The sequence below is a fragment of the Streptomyces sp. MI02-7b genome, assembly GCF_033793585.1.
GTDB lineage: Bacteria > Actinomycetota > Actinomycetes > Streptomycetales > Streptomycetaceae > Actinacidiphila.
This window is the reverse complement of sequence record NZ_JARAWX010000009.1, coordinates 171,749-190,129: the sequence shown is the minus strand read 5'-3', so window position 1 is coordinate 190,129 and position 18,381 is coordinate 171,749. Positions and strand designations below refer to the sequence as shown.

Annotated in this window: 14 protein-coding genes and 3 pseudogenes; 14 read left to right on the top strand and 3 right to left on the bottom strand. The window is 69.0% G+C overall.

What is annotated here, in order from left to right; all coding sequences use genetic code 11:
- Window positions 1-261 precede the first annotated feature (261 nt).
- From PV364_RS17340 to PV364_RS17320, 5 genes are all read left to right on the top strand, one after another.
- Window positions 262-525, top strand: coding sequence for a UBP-type zinc finger domain-containing protein (locus tag PV364_RS17340; protein WP_319660910.1), 264 nt, complete (start codon window positions 262-264; stop codon window positions 523-525).
- Window positions 525-2,270 (top strand): FAD-dependent oxidoreductase, encoded by a 1,746-nt coding sequence (locus PV364_RS17335; RefSeq protein WP_319660909.1) that lies wholly within the window; start codon window positions 525-527, stop codon window positions 2,268-2,270. Before PV364_RS17340 ends, PV364_RS17335 begins: the two co-directional genes overlap by 1 nt.
- Window positions 2,271-2,526: 256 nt before the next feature.
- Complete coding sequence (locus PV364_RS17330; protein ID WP_319660908.1) at window positions 2,527-3,648, top strand: hypothetical protein; 1,122 nt, start codon at window positions 2,527-2,529, stop codon at window positions 3,646-3,648.
- A 313-nt stretch (window positions 3,649-3,961) separates the two neighbouring features.
- A complete protein-coding gene (locus PV364_RS17325; RefSeq protein ID WP_319660907.1) occupies window positions 3,962-5,137 on the top strand; it encodes a glutathione-independent formaldehyde dehydrogenase in 1,176 nt (391 codons plus the stop codon).
- Window positions 5,138-5,444: 307 nt separating this feature from the next.
- Window positions 5,445-7,622, top strand: a complete 2,178-nt coding sequence (locus tag PV364_RS17320; RefSeq protein WP_319660906.1) for an FUSC family protein — start codon at window positions 5,445-5,447, stop codon at window positions 7,620-7,622.
- On the opposite strand, the gene PV364_RS17315 is transcribed toward PV364_RS17320, so the two are convergent.
- A complete protein-coding gene (locus PV364_RS17315; RefSeq protein WP_319660905.1) occupies window positions 7,596-8,135 on the bottom strand; it encodes a phosphate-starvation-inducible PsiE family protein in 540 nt (179 codons plus the stop codon). The genes PV364_RS17320 and PV364_RS17315 overlap by 27 nt on opposite strands.
- Window positions 8,136-8,403: 268 nt before the next feature.
- On the bottom strand, window positions 8,404-8,838 hold the full coding sequence (locus PV364_RS17310) for an STAS domain-containing protein (protein WP_319660903.1): 435 nt from the start codon (window positions 8,836-8,838) through the stop codon (window positions 8,404-8,406).
- Window positions 8,839-8,954: 116 nt separating this feature from the next.
- Between PV364_RS17310 and PV364_RS17305 the strand changes: the two genes are divergently transcribed.
- Window positions 8,955-9,266 carry a helix-turn-helix transcriptional regulator gene (locus tag PV364_RS17305; RefSeq protein ID WP_319660902.1) on the top strand — a complete coding sequence of 104 codons (312 nt, stop codon included), beginning with the start codon at window positions 8,955-8,957 and terminating at the stop codon, window positions 9,264-9,266.
- Between the two features lie 30 nt (window positions 9,267-9,296).
- Here PV364_RS17305 and PV364_RS41270 read toward each other — a convergent pair whose 3' ends face one another.
- On the bottom strand, window positions 9,297-9,692 hold the full coding sequence (locus tag PV364_RS41270; RefSeq protein ID WP_415924570.1) for a hypothetical protein: 396 nt from the start codon (window positions 9,690-9,692) through the stop codon (window positions 9,297-9,299).
- Window positions 9,693-9,729: 37 nt separating this feature from the next.
- Here PV364_RS41270 and PV364_RS17295 point away from each other — a divergent pair.
- The 8 genes and pseudogenes from PV364_RS17295 to PV364_RS17260 form a co-directional block, all read left to right on the top strand.
- Window positions 9,730-9,975, top strand: a pseudogene (locus tag PV364_RS17295) (IS30 family transposase); the annotation flags it as partial.
- Between the two features lie 16 nt (window positions 9,976-9,991).
- A pseudogene (locus tag PV364_RS17290) lies at window positions 9,992-10,297 on the top strand (integrase core domain-containing protein); the annotation flags it as partial.
- Window positions 10,298-11,426: 1,129 nt separating this feature from the next.
- Complete coding sequence (locus PV364_RS17285; protein WP_319660901.1) at window positions 11,427-12,419, top strand: ribosome-inactivating family protein; 993 nt, start codon at window positions 11,427-11,429, stop codon at window positions 12,417-12,419.
- 195 nt (window positions 12,420-12,614) lie between these two features.
- Window positions 12,615-13,103, top strand: a pseudogene (locus PV364_RS17280) (transposase); the annotation flags it as partial.
- A 358-nt stretch (window positions 13,104-13,461) separates the two neighbouring features.
- Window positions 13,462-15,774 carry a xanthine dehydrogenase family protein molybdopterin-binding subunit gene (locus PV364_RS17275; RefSeq protein ID WP_319660900.1) on the top strand — a complete coding sequence of 771 codons (2,313 nt, stop codon included), beginning with the start codon at window positions 13,462-13,464 and terminating at the stop codon, window positions 15,772-15,774.
- On the top strand, window positions 15,771-16,703 hold the full coding sequence (locus PV364_RS17270; protein ID WP_319660899.1) for an FAD binding domain-containing protein: 933 nt from the start codon (window positions 15,771-15,773) through the stop codon (window positions 16,701-16,703). The genes PV364_RS17275 and PV364_RS17270 overlap by 4 nt, the downstream gene beginning before the upstream one ends.
- Window positions 16,700-17,182 (top strand): (2Fe-2S)-binding protein, encoded by a 483-nt coding sequence (locus PV364_RS17265; RefSeq protein WP_319660898.1) that lies wholly within the window; start codon window positions 16,700-16,702, stop codon window positions 17,180-17,182. The genes PV364_RS17270 and PV364_RS17265 overlap by 4 nt, the downstream gene beginning before the upstream one ends.
- A 37-nt stretch (window positions 17,183-17,219) precedes the next feature.
- Window positions 17,220-18,209, top strand: coding sequence for an amidohydrolase family protein (locus tag PV364_RS17260; RefSeq protein WP_319660897.1), 990 nt, complete (start codon window positions 17,220-17,222; stop codon window positions 18,207-18,209).
- Window positions 18,210-18,381 lie beyond the last annotated feature (172 nt).

The window sequence follows — 18,381 nt, the reverse complement described above, 5'->3', positions numbered from 1 at the left end:
GAGCGGTCTGCGACCCCCGCCGGAAACGCGGCAGGCCCTGAGGCAGGGCCTGCCGGCTCGCCGCAGCCGGGCGATCCCCGGCCCAAGGGACCGCTGCGCGGGGCTGGGAACAGCGCGCTGGTGCTGTGAAACCTCGCCGACGACGCGGGCAACGAGTGATGGAGGCGTACCGTGCCCGCCCCTTCATCGACCACCCCACCGACACGTTCCAGCCATCACGGGCCGCTGCTGAGCAGTCCCACCCACGGAAGGAGAACCCTGATGGTCACGATGCCCGACCCGCACCTGGCGCTGGTACGCCCGGTGACGCCGCTCACCCCGGAGGGCTGCGAGGAGTGCCTCAAGGTGCATTCCCCGTGGGTGCACCTGCGGCTCTGCCTCACCTGCGGGCACGTCGGCTGCTGCGACTCCTCGCCCCTCAAGCACGCCAGGCAGCACGCGGGCAGCGCCGGTCACCCCATCGTGCGGTCCTTCCAGCCGGGAGAGGACTGGCGCTGGTGCTACGTCCACGAGGCCCTGGTCTGATGAGCGCGGCCGAGCACAAGCAGAGCGCGGTCCACGAGACACCGGACCGGTACGGGGCGTTCCCGCGCCTGACACCGGAGCAGTTCGAGGCACTCACCGCGAACGGTGAGCGCCGGAGGACCGCCGAGGGTCAGGTGCTGTACTGCGAGGGCGACCCGTTCCGGGAGTTCCTCGCGATCCTCAGCGGGACCGTCGAGATGGTCCACGACCTCGGCGGGCCCGGCGAGCGCACGGTGGCCGTGCACGGACCCGGCAGATTCCTGGGTGAACTCGGGTTGCTGGAGGGCCAGGCGGCGTTCGACACCGCCGTGGTGCGCGAGGCGGGCGAGGTCCTGGCCGTGCCGGTGGAGCGGCAGCGCTCCTTGGTCGGCCGCGACCCCGTCCTCGGCGACCTGATCCTCCGCGCCTACCTGGGCCGCCGGTATCTGCTCATCGGCCTCGGCGCCGGCTTCCGGATCCTGGGGTCCTGCTATTCACCGGACACGCTGCGGCTGCGTGAGTTCGCCGCCCGCAACCGGCTGCCGCACCGCTGGGTGGATCTGGAGAAGGACAAGGAGGCGGAGGCGCTGCTGCGCCGGTTCTCCATCCGCCCCGAGGAGACTCCGGTGGTCCTCTGGAAGGGCGAGCGGGTGCTGCGCAACCCGAGCAACGCCGAACTCGCCCGGCTCATCGGGATGCCCGCCCCCTCCCCGGAGGCCGGGCGGTGTGACGTGATGGTGGTCGGTGCGGGCCCCGCGGGACTCGCCGCCGCCGTGTACGGTGCCTCCGACGGACTCGCCACGGTCACTGTCGATGCCGTGGCCACCGGAGGCCAGGCCGGTACCACGTCTCGCATCGAGAACTACCTTGGCTTCCCGTCGGGCATCTCCGGGGGCGAGCTCATCGAACGCGCGGTGCTCCAGGCCCACAAGTTCGGTGCCCGCCTCTCGGTGCCGGCCCAGGTCAGCGGGCTCACCTCGCAGGACGACGAGTACGTCGTCACCTTCACCGACGGGTCCCGGACCCGGGCAGGCGCCGTGGTGCTGGCCTCGGGCGTCTGGTACCGCCGGCTCGAGGTGCCCGGCATCGACCGTCTGGAGGGCACCAGCGTCTACTACGCCGCGACGGTCCACGAGGCAAGTCTCTGCCAGGCGGATCCGGTCGCGGTGGTCGGCGGCGGGAACTCCGCCGGGCAGGCCGCGCTGTTCCTCGCGAACCACGCGTCCAGGGTCCACCTCCTCGTCCGGGGCGACGACCTCAACGCGGACATGTCGCGCTACCTGGTGGACCAGGTGGAACGGCACCCGAAGATCGAGGTGCTGCTCCACACCGAAGTCCGGGGTGCCTTCGGGGAGGAGAAGCTGGAGTCGCTGATGGTGGAGGACAACGCAGGAGGTGAGCGCCGGGAGCTGCGGGTCGGGGCACTGTTCGTGTTCATCGGGGCCCGGCCGCACACGGAATGGCTCCGGGGCGTGCTGGCCCTGGACGAGAAGGGCTTCGTCCTCACCGGCGCCGACGCCCAGGCGGCGGCCGACCCGACCCGGTGGGACTCGCTCGGCCGGGGCCCGTTGCTGCTGGAGACCACCCTTCCCGGGGTCTTCGCCGCCGGCGACGCCAGGAGCGGCTCGGTCAAGCGGGTGGCCTCGGCGGCCGGTGAGGGTGCCATGGCGATCCGCCTCGTGCACGAGCACCGGGGAAAGACGGGAAGTCTGGTCCGCTCTGCCGGCCCCCCCATGGGCGGGACGGACCGGGCGGGGGAGAGGTAGTGACCCGGCATCGGACTGGTGCCCGGCGACTGGGCGCAACGACTCCGGAGTGAGCGGGAACGCCGCGGTGACGGTGACTCGACGAGCACGAACAGCACGGCGTGGAGGCAGGTGATGCCGGTGGGCAAGGTGGAGGAGGGCCGGCCGTACCTCCTGCACCCGCCGGCGGGGGCCAGCGTGTCACGCCGCGTCCGCGTTACCTCGGGGGCATCCTGTGGGCACGGGCGATCGCAGGGGCAGCCGTCGAGAAGGAGTCATGCGGGTGTCGTCTCAGGGCGTGACGGTCGTTGCTCTCCTGGCGGATCCGGACGCGCCGACGGAGATCGCGCAGCGCATGGCCCGGATACTTCCTGCCCGGCTCGCCGACAAGTGGGGCCAGGGGCGGCGTTTCGACGTCGAGGTGGTCAGTGAGCCGTTCACCGCAGGGACAGAGGACCCGCCCACCTTGATGCGCCGGATCATGGACCGCGGAAGAGCGGAGAGTTGGGACATCGTCGTGGCCCTCACCGACCTTCCGCTGCACTCACACGGGCGCAGGCTCGTTGTGGATCTGAGTCACGAACACGGCTTGGCCCTGCTGTCTCTTCCTCCGCTGGGAGGCTTGCGGCTGCAGACCAGGGCCCGGCGGGCCGTGGAAGAAGCCGTCCTCAGCTTGGCGGGCCCCCGGGCCCCCGGGGCTGGGGGCCCTCCGCAGACCGAGCAGCTCCTGGGGCCCTTCGTCAGTCGCTTCGCGCCTGTTCGCCCGGGGCAGGTCGGTGCGGAGGAGACGGCTGATCTTCGATACGTCGTCAGCGGGCCGCGCGGTTACCTGAGGGTGCTCGTCGGTATGGTCCGCGCCAACCGGCCGTGGCGTTTGGTGCCGGGCTTGTCGAAAGCCCTTGCGGCCGCGCTCGCCACGGGAGCGGTCGCCACCGTGAACTCCACCATCTGGATGCTGGCCGAGTCCCTGAGCGCGCCACGCCTTGTGATCGCCACGGTCGGGTCCGTCGCGCTCATGATCGGCTGGCTTATCGTGGACGCGCAGCTGTGGCATCGATCAGCAGAGGTCTCGCGGGAGGCGAGGCAGAGGGCGAGGCTCTACAACGCCTCGACGGTCATGACCGTGGGTATCGGGGTGCTCGTCTGCTACGGCGGTTTGATCGTCATCAACCTGGTGTGGGCTCTGTTCATCGTCAACGGCCACGTGTTCGCCTCCACGACAGGGACCCCGCTTCACGCCGCGGAATACTGGACGTTGTCCTGGTTCGTCGCTTCGGTCGCCACCGTTGGCGGCGCGCTGGGGTCAGGCTTGGAGAGCGACGAGGCGATCCGGGCGGCCGCTTACTCCAAGCGTGAACAGGAACGTCGCCACTTGCTCCAGGACGGCCATGGTGACTAGCCAACTGGTAACGTGGGCCGGAGAAGCGTTGTTTGTCGGTGGTCGTCCGGGTTCGAAGATTCCGCTGGTCGATCGATGCGTGGATATTTCGCGTCGTGGGGCCGACGGGTTCGGACGATACGCCGCCGGAGCGCCGGGGTTCCGCTTGACGGGCCCGGCTGCGGCATCACCGTTCCATCGGAACCGTGGGCACGGCCCACAGAGGCAGGCCGGAGCCACGGACCCCGTCGCATCCACTCCCGGAGTCAGGCGCTTTGCGCCGTCTCCATCCCTGCCGTGCTGCGGTCATGCCGCGGCACCAAAGGAAGCCATCATGAAAGCAGCGGTATATGAAGGCCCGCGAACGGTCACAGTGAAGGACGTACCGGACGCGAAGATCGAACACCCCTGCGACATCATCGTCAAGATCACCACTACCAACATCTGCGGTTCGGACCTGCACATGTACGAGGGCCGCACCTCGTTCGAGTCCGGTCGCACCCTGGGACACGAGAACATGGGCCAGGTCGTGGAGGTCGGCTCGGCTGTCCGCAAGGTCCAGGTCGGCCAGTACGTGGTCCTGCCCTTCAACATCGCCTGCGGGTTCTGCAAGCAGTGCGAGCGGGGTCTGACCAACTACTGCCTGACCATGCAGCCGGAACCGGCCCTGGCCGGAGCCGCCTACGGATTCGCCGACATGGGCCCCTACCAGGGTGGCCAGGCGGAACTGCTGAGGGTGCCCTACGGCGACTTCAACGCGCTGCGTCTGGGCGAGGACGCCGCCGACCGGCAGACCGACTACGTGATGCTCGCGGACATCTTCCCCACCGGCTATCACGCCACCGAGATGGCCCACGTCAAACCGGGCGACCAGACAATCGTCTTCGGGGCCGGTCCCGTCGGGCTGATGGCGGCCTACTCCGCCCTTATCAAGGGCGCCGGCCGCGTCTGGGTAGCCGATCACCAGCCCGACCGGCTGCGCAAGGCGGAGGAGATCGGGGCCATCCCGATCAACACCGCCGAGCAGAATCCGGCGGAGGTCGTCAAGGAAGCCACCCTCGGTCTGGGCGCCGACAACGGCTGTGAGTGCGTCGGCTACCAGGCACACGACTCCAAGGGGCACGAGGACGCCAGCCTCACGGTCAACGGACTGATCGACTCGGTCAGGTTCACGGGCGACATCGGCGTGGTGGGCGTGTTCCTGCCCCGGGACCCCGGCGGCGCCGAGGCTCAGGGGGAGCTGGAGGCGCAGGGCAAGGTCCCGATCGACTTCGGCATGATGTGGTTCAAGGGCCAGCACATGGGCACCGGGCAGGCACCGGTGAAGAGGTACAACCGGGCGCTGCGCGATCTGATCGCCGGCGGGAAGGCGAAGCCGAGCTTCGTCGTCTCCCACGAACTCAGCCTGGATGAGGCCCCCACCGCCTACGAGCACTTCGACGCCCGTGACGAGGGCTGGACCAAGGTGGTCCTGCATCCGAACGGCCACGGGAACGGCCACAAGCGGTAAGCGTCCCGGGTCCGCCGTCCCACCGGTCCCCCGGACCGGGCCGGGGACGGGCGGCGGTCCGCCCGTCCTCCGGCCGGGGCTCGGGCGCTCCCCGCGCTCCGGGCGGACCTGGACCAACGGCGATGCCCGCGCGGCCCGGTAGGCCGGACGGCTGACGCTCAGCAGTGTCCGCCTGGCTGCGCCCCGTCGCAGCCGCCGCGGCCGCCCGCCCGTTCGCGAGGAGGGGGAGGTTTCCTTGCCCGACGGCTGCAACACCTCGATCAGGCCGGACGCGACTCGGCAGGGTGTTCCGGCTGGGCTCGCACCCGTGACGTGGCTGCGGGCCCTCGGGGAGGTCGTGCGATCCGGGCTCACGATCGAGGAGACGCGGCTGGAACCCCTGCTCGCACTGCGTACGGCTGCCGGGGTGGCGATCGTCCTCGGGCCGGTGCTGTGGCTGGTCTCCCCTGCGTACGCCGCGTCCGCCGCCCTCGGTGCCTACTCCGCGGGTGGGGCCACCTTCCAGCGCACCTGGCGTCCACGCAAGGTGATCGCGCTCGGCGCGGGCGCGGGTCTGGCGCTCAGCACCTTCGTGGGCTACCTGGCTGCGGGTCGGCTCGTGACCTTCCTCCCCCTGCTGGCCGTCTGGGCGTTTCTCGCGGGGATGGCGTGGGCCGTCGGATCGACCGCCGGGATCGTCGCCGCGACGACCGTCGGCAGCATGCTGGTGACCATCACCCTGCCCACGAGCGTCGGGCGAGCCTTGGAGCACGCCGGGATCATCGCGCTCGGAGGCGTGGCGCAGGCCGTGCTGATCCTGCTGTTCCCGATCCGCCGTTGGGGGGCGCATCGTGACGCGCTCGCCGACGCCCTGGCCGCCGTGGCGGACTACGCCCGTCGGCTGCGGCACGACCCCACCGCCCCGTTCGACCCGGAGCCGCTGATGACGGCCCGGGACGCGGCCGCCGTGACGCCATCACAGGCCCGCACCCGTCCCTCCGTGCTCCACGGCCCCAGGGGTCTGGCCGAGCGCATCCGTCCGGTCGTCGCCGCGCTCGCCGACCCGGACGTCGGCGCCCCGGCGGAGGGACCCGGCCGGGACCGCGCGCGGGAGTTGCTCGACGCGGCCGCCGACGTCCTTGACGCGGCTGCCCGCACGATCCGCCGCGGCACTCCCGCCGAGGTGCCGGCCAAGAGCGCGGAGGTCCTGCACGTCGACGACGAGCACGAGGTGCTGGAGGGGCCCGCCCGGCAGGCCGCCGAGCGGCTCGTGGAACTACTCGGCGAGGCGATGGAGATCGCCGGGAGCGGCGGCGCGCGCGAAGAGGCGCCCACGCCACCCGGCCCCGCGGGCGCCCAAATCCTGCTGCGCCCGACCATGTTCCGGCTGCTCCCGGTCGTCGTCCGGGCGGTCCGCCGTGAACTCCGCCGCGACTCCCCGGTGTTCCGGCACGCCATCCGCCTGGCGGCGGTCGCCACGCTCGGCTATCTGATCGCCACCCGGCTACCCCTGGCTCACGGCTACTGGGCGCCCGTCGCCTCGGTGATGGTGATGCGGCCGGACTTCCACCGAACGTACGCGCGTGCGGTGGCCCGTCTCGCCGGGACCCTGGCGGGGGTCGCGCTCGCCACCGCGCTGGTGCAGACCCTGGGCCCGGACCCCCACGTGTCCGGCGCGCTTGCCGTGGTCTCGGCGGGCCTGTCGTACACGCTGATCCGTACCGGCTACGCCTACTCCCAGTGCTTCACTGCCGCATATGTCGTCTTCCTGCTCGGCATGGGCGGCCAGGCCTGGGAGCAGACGGTCCCGGAGCGGGTGGTGCTCACCCTGCTCGGCGGGGCCCTGGCCATGCTGGCGTACGTGGTGTTCCCCGCATGGGAGACGCCCCGGCTGCCGAACCGGCTCGCGGACTGGCTCGCGGCCAACGGCCGCTACGCGGCCGCGGTGCTCCGCAGCCACGCCGAACCGACCCGGGAGCATCGCGCCGCCATGCGCAGGGCACTGCTGGCGAGCAGGGAGGCTCGCGCTGCCTGGCAAAGGGCCCACGACAGGGCGAGGCAGGAACCGGTCCGGCCCAGGGGGCTGACGTCACGGGAGGCGGAGGAGGCGCAGGACGCACTCAAGGGGTTCGGCCGGGCGGCGATGCTCATGGAGAGCCACGTCCCGCAGGCCGACAGCCGTCTCGTCCCCGAGGCGCAGCGGTTCGCCGAGGCCCTGGAGGCGGATACCGCCCAGGCGGCACTCGACGTGCGCGAGCACAGGAATCCGGACTGGGGGCGCGTGGAGAAGGCGCTCCAAGCGTGGGAAAGCGCCGCCGCCGGGGACCGGAGCCCGGTAGTGCGGCGCGGGGCGGAACTCCAGAAGCGGGCCCTGGAGGACCTCACGACGGCCGTCAGCCGCACACCCCTGGAACGGGACGTCGGCTCTGCCCGCGAGGAGCAGCGGATGCGGGCGGCCGCTGCGGCGGAAGACGGCGGATCAGGACCCGCGCACCGGGGTGGGTGACGGCGTCGGCGACGATTGGCGCCGCGCCTCCTGGAGCGGGAAGTAGTCTCCCGGCCGCGTCGAGCGCCGCCACACGTACGCCGCAGTCGCCATCACGAGGATCAGCCCCGCAAGGATGAGCAGTTCGACCCCCTCGACGTTCCACCGGAAGGACTTCTCCGCCTCGGCCGTCACGATGAGCACCTTGCGAACGCCGGCGATCAGGCCGACGACGAGAAACGGCTCCGCGTCCAGGGTCTGGTTCCTGATGGTGAGGCGCACGGTATGGAGCAGCTCGGCCACGATGAACAGCACAAGGCCGTTGTCCAGAGTGGAAAGAACGACCGTCTCCTGCCGGTACGGCCCCTGGACCGACCTGATGACGTCGTGGACCACCCCGACCGTCAGAAGCCCGGCGAGCAGCACGAGGAGCGCCGCGACAACGAGATGGATGCCGTCCTCGATGAACTGCAGGAGGCCCTGTACCCGGCCGCCGCCCTCGGTCTTCGGGAGAGTGAGTCGCACAGGCAGCATGCTAGGTGTGCCCCGGCCCGCAGGCGCGGCGTGCTGCCGAACGGGTGGACAGTATCTCGTCGGTGCCCGAGGTTCATGGATGCAGGTCTTCGGCGGCGTCGGATGCGGTCGGACCGGCCACAACGACCCGTACAAGGCGACGGGGACGCTACGCGCCGCCGTGGACGAACTGCTGCGCGCAAGTGCAGGTGGAGTTCACGACACGGGGCGAGACCACCCCGAACAGCTTTCTTCGACATCCGCTGCGCACAGTGCCCACCCACTGTTGTCAGAGGCTGCGAGTAAGCAATGTGCGGGTTTCGGTCAGATCGAGGACGCGCGCGACGCGCGGGCTCATGACCTTGATCGTCAGGTTGCCGCCGCCGCGGGCCTCGAAGGTCCTGGCCTTCAGTAGCGCGTTGAGGCCCGCGCAATCGAAGAAGGTGACCCCGGACAGGTCCAGCTCGAGGCCTTCGGGATGGGCGCGCATGGCCGCGACAAGGCAGCGTTCCAGGTCCGCGGCGCATCCAGCGTCCACTTCCCCGGTGATCACCGCCACCACTCCGTCCGTTCCGCGCGTGGCGAGGCTCAGCGTGGCCCGGCCGGCGAAGCTCCGCGTGCCTCCGGGAGGCAGATGGACGGGCAGCGCCCAGGGGTCCAGAGCGGTGTCGTCGTCTTCGTGGGTGTGGTCCGGCCGCGACATCGTGGGCTCCCGCTGCTCCACCAGGGGGACTTCCTGCCACCTGTGATGATGCCCAGACCGGCGACGTACGTCAAATGAATCACGAAATATTTTTCGTGGGTTGATAATCCGGAAACAGCGAGCGCATGATGGGGCGTATGGACGGAGACGCACAGGACCGGGACCAGCCAAGGTGGACGTTCCTCACCAGTCACGCGCGGGTGCTGATCATGATCGCCCGCGACCCCGGCATCAGACTCCGCGACGTGGCCTCCGCATGCGGCCTCACGGAGCGCACGGTGCAGGGCATCGTCTCCGACCTGGAGGAGGGCGGATACCTCGTCAGGTCCCGGGAGGGTCGGCGCAACCGATACGAGATCGTCCCCGGCGCCATGTTCCGTCATCCGGCCGAGTCCGACCACGAGATCGCCGGCCTCCTGGCACTGATCACCGAACCCCCGGCGCCCTGAGGCCGGCAGCGTCGCCGCTGCTGCAAGCTGCTACGAATGAGCGGATACGCAGTTGCACCCCGGCCCGCCCGCCCGCCCGCCCACCTGCACCGGCAACGCAGGCCTGGCACCGCCGACCGGCTCAGATCCCTTCACGCCACCTGGCCGTACCCTCCAGAGACGGTGACAGGGCGGAGTGCTCGACATGGCTCGTGTGTCGAGCGGGGTGAGCGGGGTGAGGCGTTCGGAGTCCTCGGTGCCAGGGTCGGGGGTGTAGATCATGATGCGCAGGTCGCTGCCGGCCACGGTGAGTACGTCGCAGTCCAGCCGCATCGGTCCCACTTGCGGGTGGTCGATGGTTTTGCGTGCCGCTTCGTGTCGGCCGACCGCGCCGGAGTCCCACAGTTCCGCGAAGCGGTCGCTGTGTGTCCGCAGTTCGCCGATCATGTGCCATAGCTGCCGGTCGGCCGGGCGGCTGCCCGCCACCGGCATCCCCGTGTTCTTCGCCGATCCGCACAGCCCATGGCAGCGAGGCACGAACGAGAACACCAACGGACTCCTGCGCCAGTACTTCCCGAAGGGCACTGACCTCTCGCGCTGGTCCGCCGAAGAAATCGAAGCCGTCGCTCACACACTGAACACCAGACCCCGCAAGACACTCGGTTGGAGGACCCCGGCCGAGGCATTCAACGAGCAGCTACTGTCGCTCCAACAAGCCGGTGTTGCAACGACCGGTAGAGTCCAGGCAATACACATCGTTCGCGCTGACCGAGCATCTCGACCGAGCAGGCATCGCGGCATCGATCGGCTCCGTCGGCGACGCATACGACAACGCCCTGATGGAGAGCACGATCGGCCTGTTCAAGACCGAGCTCATCAAGCCCGGCCGACCCTGGAAGACACTCGCCCAGGTCGAACTCGCCACCGCCGAGTGGATCGACTGGTACTGCCACCGCCGACTCCACGGTGAGATCGGCCACGTCCCGCCCGTCGAATACGAGGCCGCCTACTACACCGCAGCCACAAAACCACAGGTCACAACCACCATCTGAGATCTCCACCAAACCCAGGGCGATTCACCCTGGACCGACGTGATCACCAACGCCCTGCAACGGCTCACAGCCCTACCAGACCCGGGCTGACCAGCAACTTCCCGTCGTCACGATCAGGACCACCCGACCGGAGCCGTGGAAGCCGGCGCCCACCCGACGCGACAGCCGGGCCACCAGCCTGCCCACCTGCACGAATCTCGGTCCCGGAACAAGCCGAAAGGGTCCGTCAGGAAGCTGACGGACCCTCATGCAAGATCGAGGCTAGAAGCGCGGTGGATCCGGCAGTCGGATGCAGGAGACGCTGGCGGAAGAGTCCCCGTGTCCGGTGATCCGGACGAGCGGCTTACCCTCACCCGCCGCCGGCCCCACCGAGACCGAAAGCCCGCCCAGACCCGCACGACGCTCCCACCGCGCCCCACAGCGCACCCGCCCCCATGCCAACTCGGCCAGTCCGATGACCGCACCCGGCGGCAACTCGAGGTCTGGGCAGGTGGCAGTTGGTCTGGTGCTGCGGTCATGTCCAGGCCCCTCGAAGTCTGGTCTGCGCGGTGCGGGACCGAACCAAGGGCCAAATACCCGGAGTCCACGAAACGGGGCGGCGCTCGACCGCATGCCCGCAGCGTGCAGCGGGCACATGTCGGCCGCCGCCTTGGCGGTGTGGCTGACGTAACACGCACATCTGGATGATGTCCATCATTCTCATGTTAATGTAGTTGACACGGCAAGCACATCGGCTGCGTTCGAGGGTCGACGTTTGCACCCCTGCAGGATTAAGGAGTGGCGGAATGCCCCTCGGTTCAAGGCCGATGTCTCCGCCGACCCAGCGCATGCCAACTGGGCTGGGTCAGCGCCGTGCGGCAAGACGCGACTGAGGGTAGGGAACGCGCGATAAAGGCCACAGGAGACTCATAGAGTCACCAGCGGCATCAGTCGCCGTCCGGAGAACTCGATTCCTGTCACTTTCGTGCTGACGGTCGATCGGTTGAGTCGCCCTATTGATTCCGCTTCCTCTGTCGGCCTCGCCCAAATGCCTGGCTCGCCGAGTGGTATATGCAATAGTGCAGAATTCTCCGAAGAGGTGCATGGCACTGTCTAGCCCAGCCCTCTTTCATCTGACGAAAGGAATAACATGCTAAACCAATCGCTGTTCCCAGTGCTGGGTCGCAGCACAATCAACAGATTGTTCGCTTCAATTGTGGCTCTCTTTATGGCCGCAGCAGCTTTGGCCTTTGCGGCAGGGCCGGCCAAAGCGGACACCCCATCTGGTCAGATATCCCACGTGTGGCTGGATATTAGTTCAGGTCCCAGCAGTAACGCTGTAATCCAGTACTCAACATTTCTAGCCAGCATTCGGAATGCTGCGGGTCACTCTGTTGGCGGGGTGTACGCCACGCAGAATGCGGCAACCTCGCTCGTTCGAGCAGATATCAACGTGAATGGACAGAGTCTACGGCTTTGGATTTCTCCCCACAATCTGTACCTTCGCGGATTCACTAATCAAGCCGGCGTCACGTTCTGGTTTAGGCCGGATTCCGAGGAGAATTACAACCTGCCAGAGGTCATGGAAAACCTGAGCAGAACGGCAGGCTCGAGTGCTGGTTTGCTCCCCAATTTGGGGACGATGCAGCAACTTCCCTACGGGGCCGACTATAATGACGTGGTGTCGCGCACCGGCAACGTCAACGGAAACCCGTACGACAGGTCGCAATTGGATGCAAGTTTCTACGGCTCCTTCGGCCTGAACAATTCGGTCTATAATCTTCTGTACGTGAATCAGAACGACCAATACAGCTCGACCATGGCTCGTTCACTACTGTTCCTAATCCAGTTCACTTCCGAAGCGGCCCGATTCAACGATGTGGAAGGCAGCTTCAGAGGCGTGATGTCTGGTACTCAAAGGGTGGGGATCCCGGCAGCTCAGCAGGAACTTGAAGGCCACTGGCGGGCGATTTCTGATTCCCTGAATCGCGCGTTCGCTAATCAGGGTTTCCCGCCTGTTTACGTCGGCCCCCATGTTGGCACTCTGTACAGTGCCACTGACGCGACACGCTATCTCAGGATGGGCCTGGGGAATGTTCTTTACGTCAATCCCACTGAGGACTGGTGGCACACAGAACTGTAACTCGGTCCCGTGCGCGCCCAGTAGCAGTGGCCCTGGCGTAATTCTGGTTTGACGCTTACGCCTGGCCTCGGTCTTTCTTGATGGTCCGCCGACGGAGTCGGCGGACCATCTTGTTGCGGGTGGCGGAGGCTGGCAGGCTGAGGGCCCGAGTGTCGTCTCGGGGTGGCGCCGGGTTCCAGTTGGATCACCGGCGTCCGCGACCCCAAGCCCGTCTGGCTGTGGTCCTCACGCACCGGCATGACCGGCGCCGACGTCGACCTTCGCTGGCAGGCGTTCCTCCGGCGCTTCGACCTGGAACACACCTTCCGCCTGATCAAGCAGACCCTCGGCCGGACTGTCCCGAAGGTTCGCGACCTACACACCGCCGACCTGTGGACCTGGCTGATCATCGCCGCCCACACCCAACTCCGCCTCGCCCGACCACTCGCCGAGGACCTCCGCCGCCCCTGGGAACGCCCCGTCGAACCCCGCCGGCTCACCCCCGCTCGCGTCCGCCGGGGGTTCCGGCACCTCCGCGCGAAGGCGCCCCGCCCGGTAGCGGTGCCCAAACCCTCCAAGCCCGACCCCGGACGCCCACCGGGATCGAAAAACCGCAGGCCAGCACCACACTACGAGCCCGGCAAGACCGCGAAACGAGTCGCAACCCTCACCGAACACGTCCGCTCGAAACAGCAGCAGGGTTAAAGATCAAGCTCAGGCAATCAGCACCGCCTCGGCAACGTGGTCAGTGCCTTCTCACCTCGAGTCGTAACAGGACTGCGTTGAGGTCCAGTTCAGGCTGGCGCAGGTCGGCCAGGCGCCCGTCGCTGGTGGCTTCCTCACGCCTGCCGGGGCGGTCAGCCACTCCTGGGGTTTGAAGCGATGCGAAGCGGTGGCCCGAACGCTCGACATGCGCGGACTCGGGCGGGGTGCTTAAGCTCCACTACAACCGCTTCAACGCGTGTTTGGTCTGTCGCGATGCGGGACCCCGGGTGTGAGGCCCGATGGGGACCGGGCGGCGTCGTACCCGGAACCTGAGCCAGTACCAGTGAGAGGTGTGGTTGTGCATCATTGGTCACGGCGTGAGGACGAGCGGCTGCTCACGGGTAAGGGTCGCTACGTCGCCGACATCGATGTGCCGGGCTGTCTTGACGCGGTGTTCGTGAGGAGCAAGGTCGGTCACGGTCTGCTGCGCGCGGTCGATTGCAGTGCGGCTCGCGAGGTGCCCGGTGTGGTGGGAGCCTGGTCCGCCGCGGATCTCGCGGACTTGCCCGCGTGCGTGCACACGGCCGCGGACCTGCAGGACCTGCCTCCGGTGCCGCACACCGTGCTCGCCAAGCTGTCCTCGGACGAGGCGGTTGCCGGCCGGGAGTGGCCGGCGTTGGTGAAGCATCGGGTGCGTTACGCGGGCGAGGCAGTCGCGGTCGTTCTCGGTGAGGACCGCTACCGGGCCGAGGACGGGGCGGCCGAGGTGACCTTCCAGGTCGACCCGCTGCCCGCCGTGGTGACGCCGTCCGAGGCCGCCACGGATGCGACGCGGCTCTTCGAGGGCTTGAGCAACATCGCCCTGCGGGGCGAGACCGGCAGTCCCGTCGAGGACGAGGTGTGGCGGGAAGCGGCCGCCGTGGTGGAGGGCCGGTACCGCCAGAACCTCCTGATGCCCACGCCGATGGAGTGCAGGACGATCCTCGTCGTCCCGGAGGGCGACCGTCTGACGATCTGGTCGGGGCACCAGATGCCGCACCGGCTGCGCCGTGAGACGGCGGCACTGCTCGGCTGGTCGCAGGAGCAGATCCGGGTGGTGGTGCCGGACACCGGTGGCGCATTCGGCGGCAAGAGCGCCTCGTTCCCGGAGTTCGTCGTGGCGGTCTTCTTGGCGGTCGAACTCCAGCGACCGGTCCGGTGGATCGAGGACCGTCTGGAATCGATGACGGCCGCCACGCGCGGCCGCGGGCAGGACCAGCGCGCCCGCCTGGCCGCCGACGCCGAAGGACGGCTTCTCGCCTACGAGCTGCACATCGACGCCGACGTCGGCGCCTACCCTCACCTCGGGGTGGGGCTGCCGATGCAGACGGCCTGGATGGCGACCGGCGCGTACACCACCCCGCGGGTCCACTCGACCGTCCGCTCGGTCCTGACCAACACCATGCTCACCTACCCCTACCGGGGTGCCGGGCGGCCCGAGGCGGTGATGGCGCTGGAACGGTGCATGGACATGATGGCCCGCCGGCTGGGGCTCGACCCCGCGGAGCTGCGGCGCCGGAACTTCATCCCGCCCGAGAGCTTCCCCTACACGACCCCCACCGGGCGGACCTACGACAGCGGCGAGTACGCCCGCGCTCTCGACCTGGCGCTGGAGACCGTCGGGTACGACGCATGGCGGGCCGAGCAGGCCCGGCGCAGGACGGATCCGGCCGCCAAGCCCCTGGGAATCGGCCTGTCCTGCTATGTCGAGCGCTCCGGCGGGGAGCCGGGCGGCCTGCACGAGTTCGGCAGCATCGAGGTTGCCGCGGATGGCACGATCACCGCGCGGTGCGGCGCCGCCTCCAGCGGCCAGAGCCACGAAACGGTGTTCCCCGCGCTGGTCGCCAAGACCCTGGGGGTGGATGAACAGCGCGTCCGGCTGATCGAGGGCGACACCGGCGAACAGCCCCAGGGCCTGGGTTCGTTCGCCAGCCGCACGGCCCAGGTCGCCGGTGCGATGCTGCAGCACGCCGCCGAACTGGTCATCACGGAGGCCAGGCAGCGAGCCGCAGAGCTGTGGAATCTGCCCCTGGAACAGGTCGAGTGGGCCGATGGCGCGGTGCACGCCGCCCACGACGGCGCGGCGGCCATGGACGTCAGCGAGCTGGTCAAGGCCACCGGCCCGATGCGCGTGGAGGACCGCTTCGAGACGGGCATGGCTTTCCCCTTCGGCGCCCACGTGGCGGTCGCCGAGGTCGACCCCGAACTCGGCACCGTGGAACTGCTGAAGGTGGTGACGGTCGACGACTGCGGGGTCCAACTCAACCCCGACATCGTCCGCGCTCAGGCCTTCGGCTCTGCGCTGCAGGGCATCGGCCAGGCCCTGTACGAGGCCATCCCCTACGACGACGCCGGCACCCCGATGCTGGACAACGGGCTCCTGGACTATCTCCTGCCGACCTACACCGAGGTTCCGCCCATCGAGGTCAAGGACACCTGCACGCCCAGCCCCAACTCACCACTGGGCGCCAAGGGCGCCGGCGAGTCCGGCTGCATCGGCCTGCCGGCCGCGATCGTCAACGCCGTAGTCGACGCACTGCGTCCGGCCGATCCCGACCTGCTGCAGATGCCGCTCACCCCGGACGTGATCTGGCGAGCCGCCAGGGCACCGAAGCAGGAGGAGAACCGGTGAAGCCCGCAGCCTTCGACTACATCGCCCCCCGCACCGTGCCCGAGGCCCTCGACGCCCTCGCAGACGGGGACCGCATGACCCAGGTCCTGGCCGGCGGCCAGAGCCTGCTCCTGGAGATGCACCTGGAGCGCATCCGCCCCGACCTGGTCGTCGACATCAACCGCATCCCGGAACTCGACCACCTGCGCGTCATCGACAACACACTGCAGGTCGGCGCCCTGATCAGGCACCAGGTCTTCGAGTCCGCGCAGGCCGCGCCAGGTCCCCTCGGCTCGCTGTTCGCCCTCGCCGTCGTCAACATCGCCCACCCGCCCATCCGGTCACGCGGGACCATGGTGGGCAGCTTCGGCTGGGGACACCCCGCCTCCGAATGGTGCGCCATCGCCATGGCCCTGGACGCCGACATCCAACTGCAAGGACGCCAGGGCGCCCGAACGGTCGCGGCCCGCGACTACTTCCACGGCCCGCTCACAACGGAACGCCGACCCGGAGAACTGATCACCTCGGTGACGTATCCGCTGCTCACCGAGGACACCGGCGTCGGGTTCATCGAGCACCGGCGCACGCACTTCTGCTTCGCCCAGGTCGCCGCCGCGGCCGTCCTCACCGCGCACGACGGAGTGATCCGCGAAGCACGCATCGGACTGGTCAACTGCGCCGACCGCCCCCTGCGCGCCCACGCCGCCGAGCAAGCCCTTACCGGCGTCGAGATCGGCCCACCCGCGGACGGCTACCAGCTGCCGGAAAGCCACCCCTTCGCCCGCGCGGGCCGCATCGCCGCCGAGCAGGACGCCGACCCGATCGCCGAACCGTACGCGGGCCTCGAATACCGGCGGCACGCCATCGCCGTCGTGACCGCCAGGACCCTGTGCCAGGCGGCGAACGACCACCGGTCCCGCAGTGGCAAGTCCCAGGGAGACGGCCAATGAAGATCACCCTCACCGTGAACGGCGCGAACTACCCCCTCGATGTGGAGCCCCGGCGCATCCTGGCCGACGTGCTGAGGGAGGACTGCCGGCTCACCGGCACGCACCTGGGCTGCGAGCACGGCGTGTGCGGGGCCTGCACCGTGCTCGTGGACGGCGAGGCCGTGCGCTCCTGCCTCATGCTCGCCGTGCAGTGCGACGGCAGCGAGGTCCGGACCGTGGAGGGACTCGCCGCACCGGACGGCGAGCCCAGCGCTCTGCAGCGGGCCTTCTCCGCCGAGCACGCCCTGCAGTGCGGCTTCTGCACGCCCGGCTTCCTGATGGTGGCCGCCGGGGCGCTGGAAGCCGACCCGGACCTGGCCGATCACCCCGAGCGCGTGGACCACATCGTCGGATCCAACGTCTGCCGCTGCACCGGCTATGAACCCATCCGCCGAGCGATCACGCGTGCAGCGCGGGAACCGCGGCAGCCCGCGACCTGACCTGCCTCGCGCCAACCCGGCCGGTTGAGGAGGAGACATGTCCGCAACAGGACGCATTCGCGCGGGCATCATCGACGTCCACGCCCACTGGCTGCCCCGGGAACTGCTCTCCCTCCCACCGGGCTTCCCCCTGGGCGGCATGAACGACCGCGACGGAGAGCTGTACCTCGGCGACAGCCCGCTGTTCTTCCCGACCACGGCGATGACCGACATCGAGGCGGTCATCGCCGACACGTTGAAAGCGGGCCTGGGCGCCCGCGTTGTCTCGGCGCCGCCCTTTGCCTTCCCCGTCTTCGCGCCCGGCGACGCGGACGAATACGTCGCGGCCTACAACGACCAACTCGCGGAGGCAGTCGGGTCCTCGGACGGCACCCTGGTCGGGCTCGGACTGGTCCGCGTCGATGACGTGCATGCCGCCCGTCAGGAGATGACGCGCCTGAAAAGCATGGCGGGCATCGCAGGTGTTGCCGTCCCACCTCTGCGCCAGGGGCAATCCTACGGAACGGGCAGCATGCGCGAAGTGCTGGCCGTCGCCGCCGAAACAGGTCTGGCCGTCCTCGTCCACCCGATGCAGCTGCCGCGCCCGGAGTGGGAAGACCACTACCTGGTCAACCTGATCGGCAACCCGGTGGAGACCACCACCGCCGTCGCGTCCGTGCTCTTGACGGGAGTCGTCGAAGAACTGCCGGGGCTTCGCATCTGCTTCGTCCACGGCGGAGGCTGTGCCCCAGCACTGCTCGGACGATGGGGACACGGATGGCGTTCACGGGCGGACGTACGGCACGGCAGCGGCCGACCTCCGGCCTACTCCTTCGCCAAGCTGTACTTCGACACCGTCACCCACGATCCCGAAGTACTGAGACTGCTGTCGGCCCACGCCGCACCGGACCGGATCCTGTGCGGGAGCGACTACCCCTTCGACATGGCGCAGCCCGAACCGGTCCGCTACCTGCTGGACCACGGCCTCGACGCCAAAACACTCGAAACCAACGGCCGGGCTTTCCTCGGCATCCCCAACCCGGACTGAACCTCGTGCCCGGCTGACCGAACCCCCGAGAACTCCGGCGAATACCGCATTCGCAACGTCCGTGTCCGCAGGACCGCGCAGGTGCGCGCACTGCTGCCGGCACATGGGTCGATGGCGAGGCGGGGTGTAGGCGCGGGCTGGAGCTTGAGCAACTGGTGAGCAATGCCCGGGA

Bases quoted from the DNA above. Each gene is read 5' to 3' on its own strand.
- PV364_RS17335 (WP_319660909.1), top strand. From the start codon at position 525: ATGAGCGCGGCCGAGCACAAGCAGAGCGCGGTCCACGAGACACCGGAC.
- PV364_RS17260 (WP_319660897.1), top strand. From the start codon at position 17,220: ATGTCCGCAACAGGACGCATTCGCGCGGGCATCATCGACGTCCACGCC.
- PV364_RS17315 (WP_319660905.1), bottom strand. From the start codon at position 8,135: ATGCTGCCTGTGCGACTCACTCTCCCGAAGACCGAGGGCGGCGGCCGG.
- PV364_RS17285 (WP_319660901.1), top strand. From the start codon at position 11,427: ATGCTAAACCAATCGCTGTTCCCAGTGCTGGGTCGCAGCACAATCAAC.
- PV364_RS41270 (WP_415924570.1), bottom strand. From the start codon at position 9,692: ATGATCGGCGAACTGCGGACACACAGCGACCGCTTCGCGGAACTGTGG.
- PV364_RS17325 (WP_319660907.1), top strand. From the start codon at position 3,962: ATGAAAGCAGCGGTATATGAAGGCCCGCGAACGGTCACAGTGAAGGAC.
- PV364_RS17265 (WP_319660898.1), top strand. From the start codon at position 16,700: ATGAAGATCACCCTCACCGTGAACGGCGCGAACTACCCCCTCGATGTG.
- PV364_RS17330 (WP_319660908.1), top strand. From the start codon at position 2,527: ATGCGGGTGTCGTCTCAGGGCGTGACGGTCGTTGCTCTCCTGGCGGAT.
- PV364_RS17340 (WP_319660910.1), top strand. From the start codon at position 262: ATGGTCACGATGCCCGACCCGCACCTGGCGCTGGTACGCCCGGTGACG.
- PV364_RS17305 (WP_319660902.1), top strand. From the start codon at position 8,955: ATGGACGGAGACGCACAGGACCGGGACCAGCCAAGGTGGACGTTCCTC.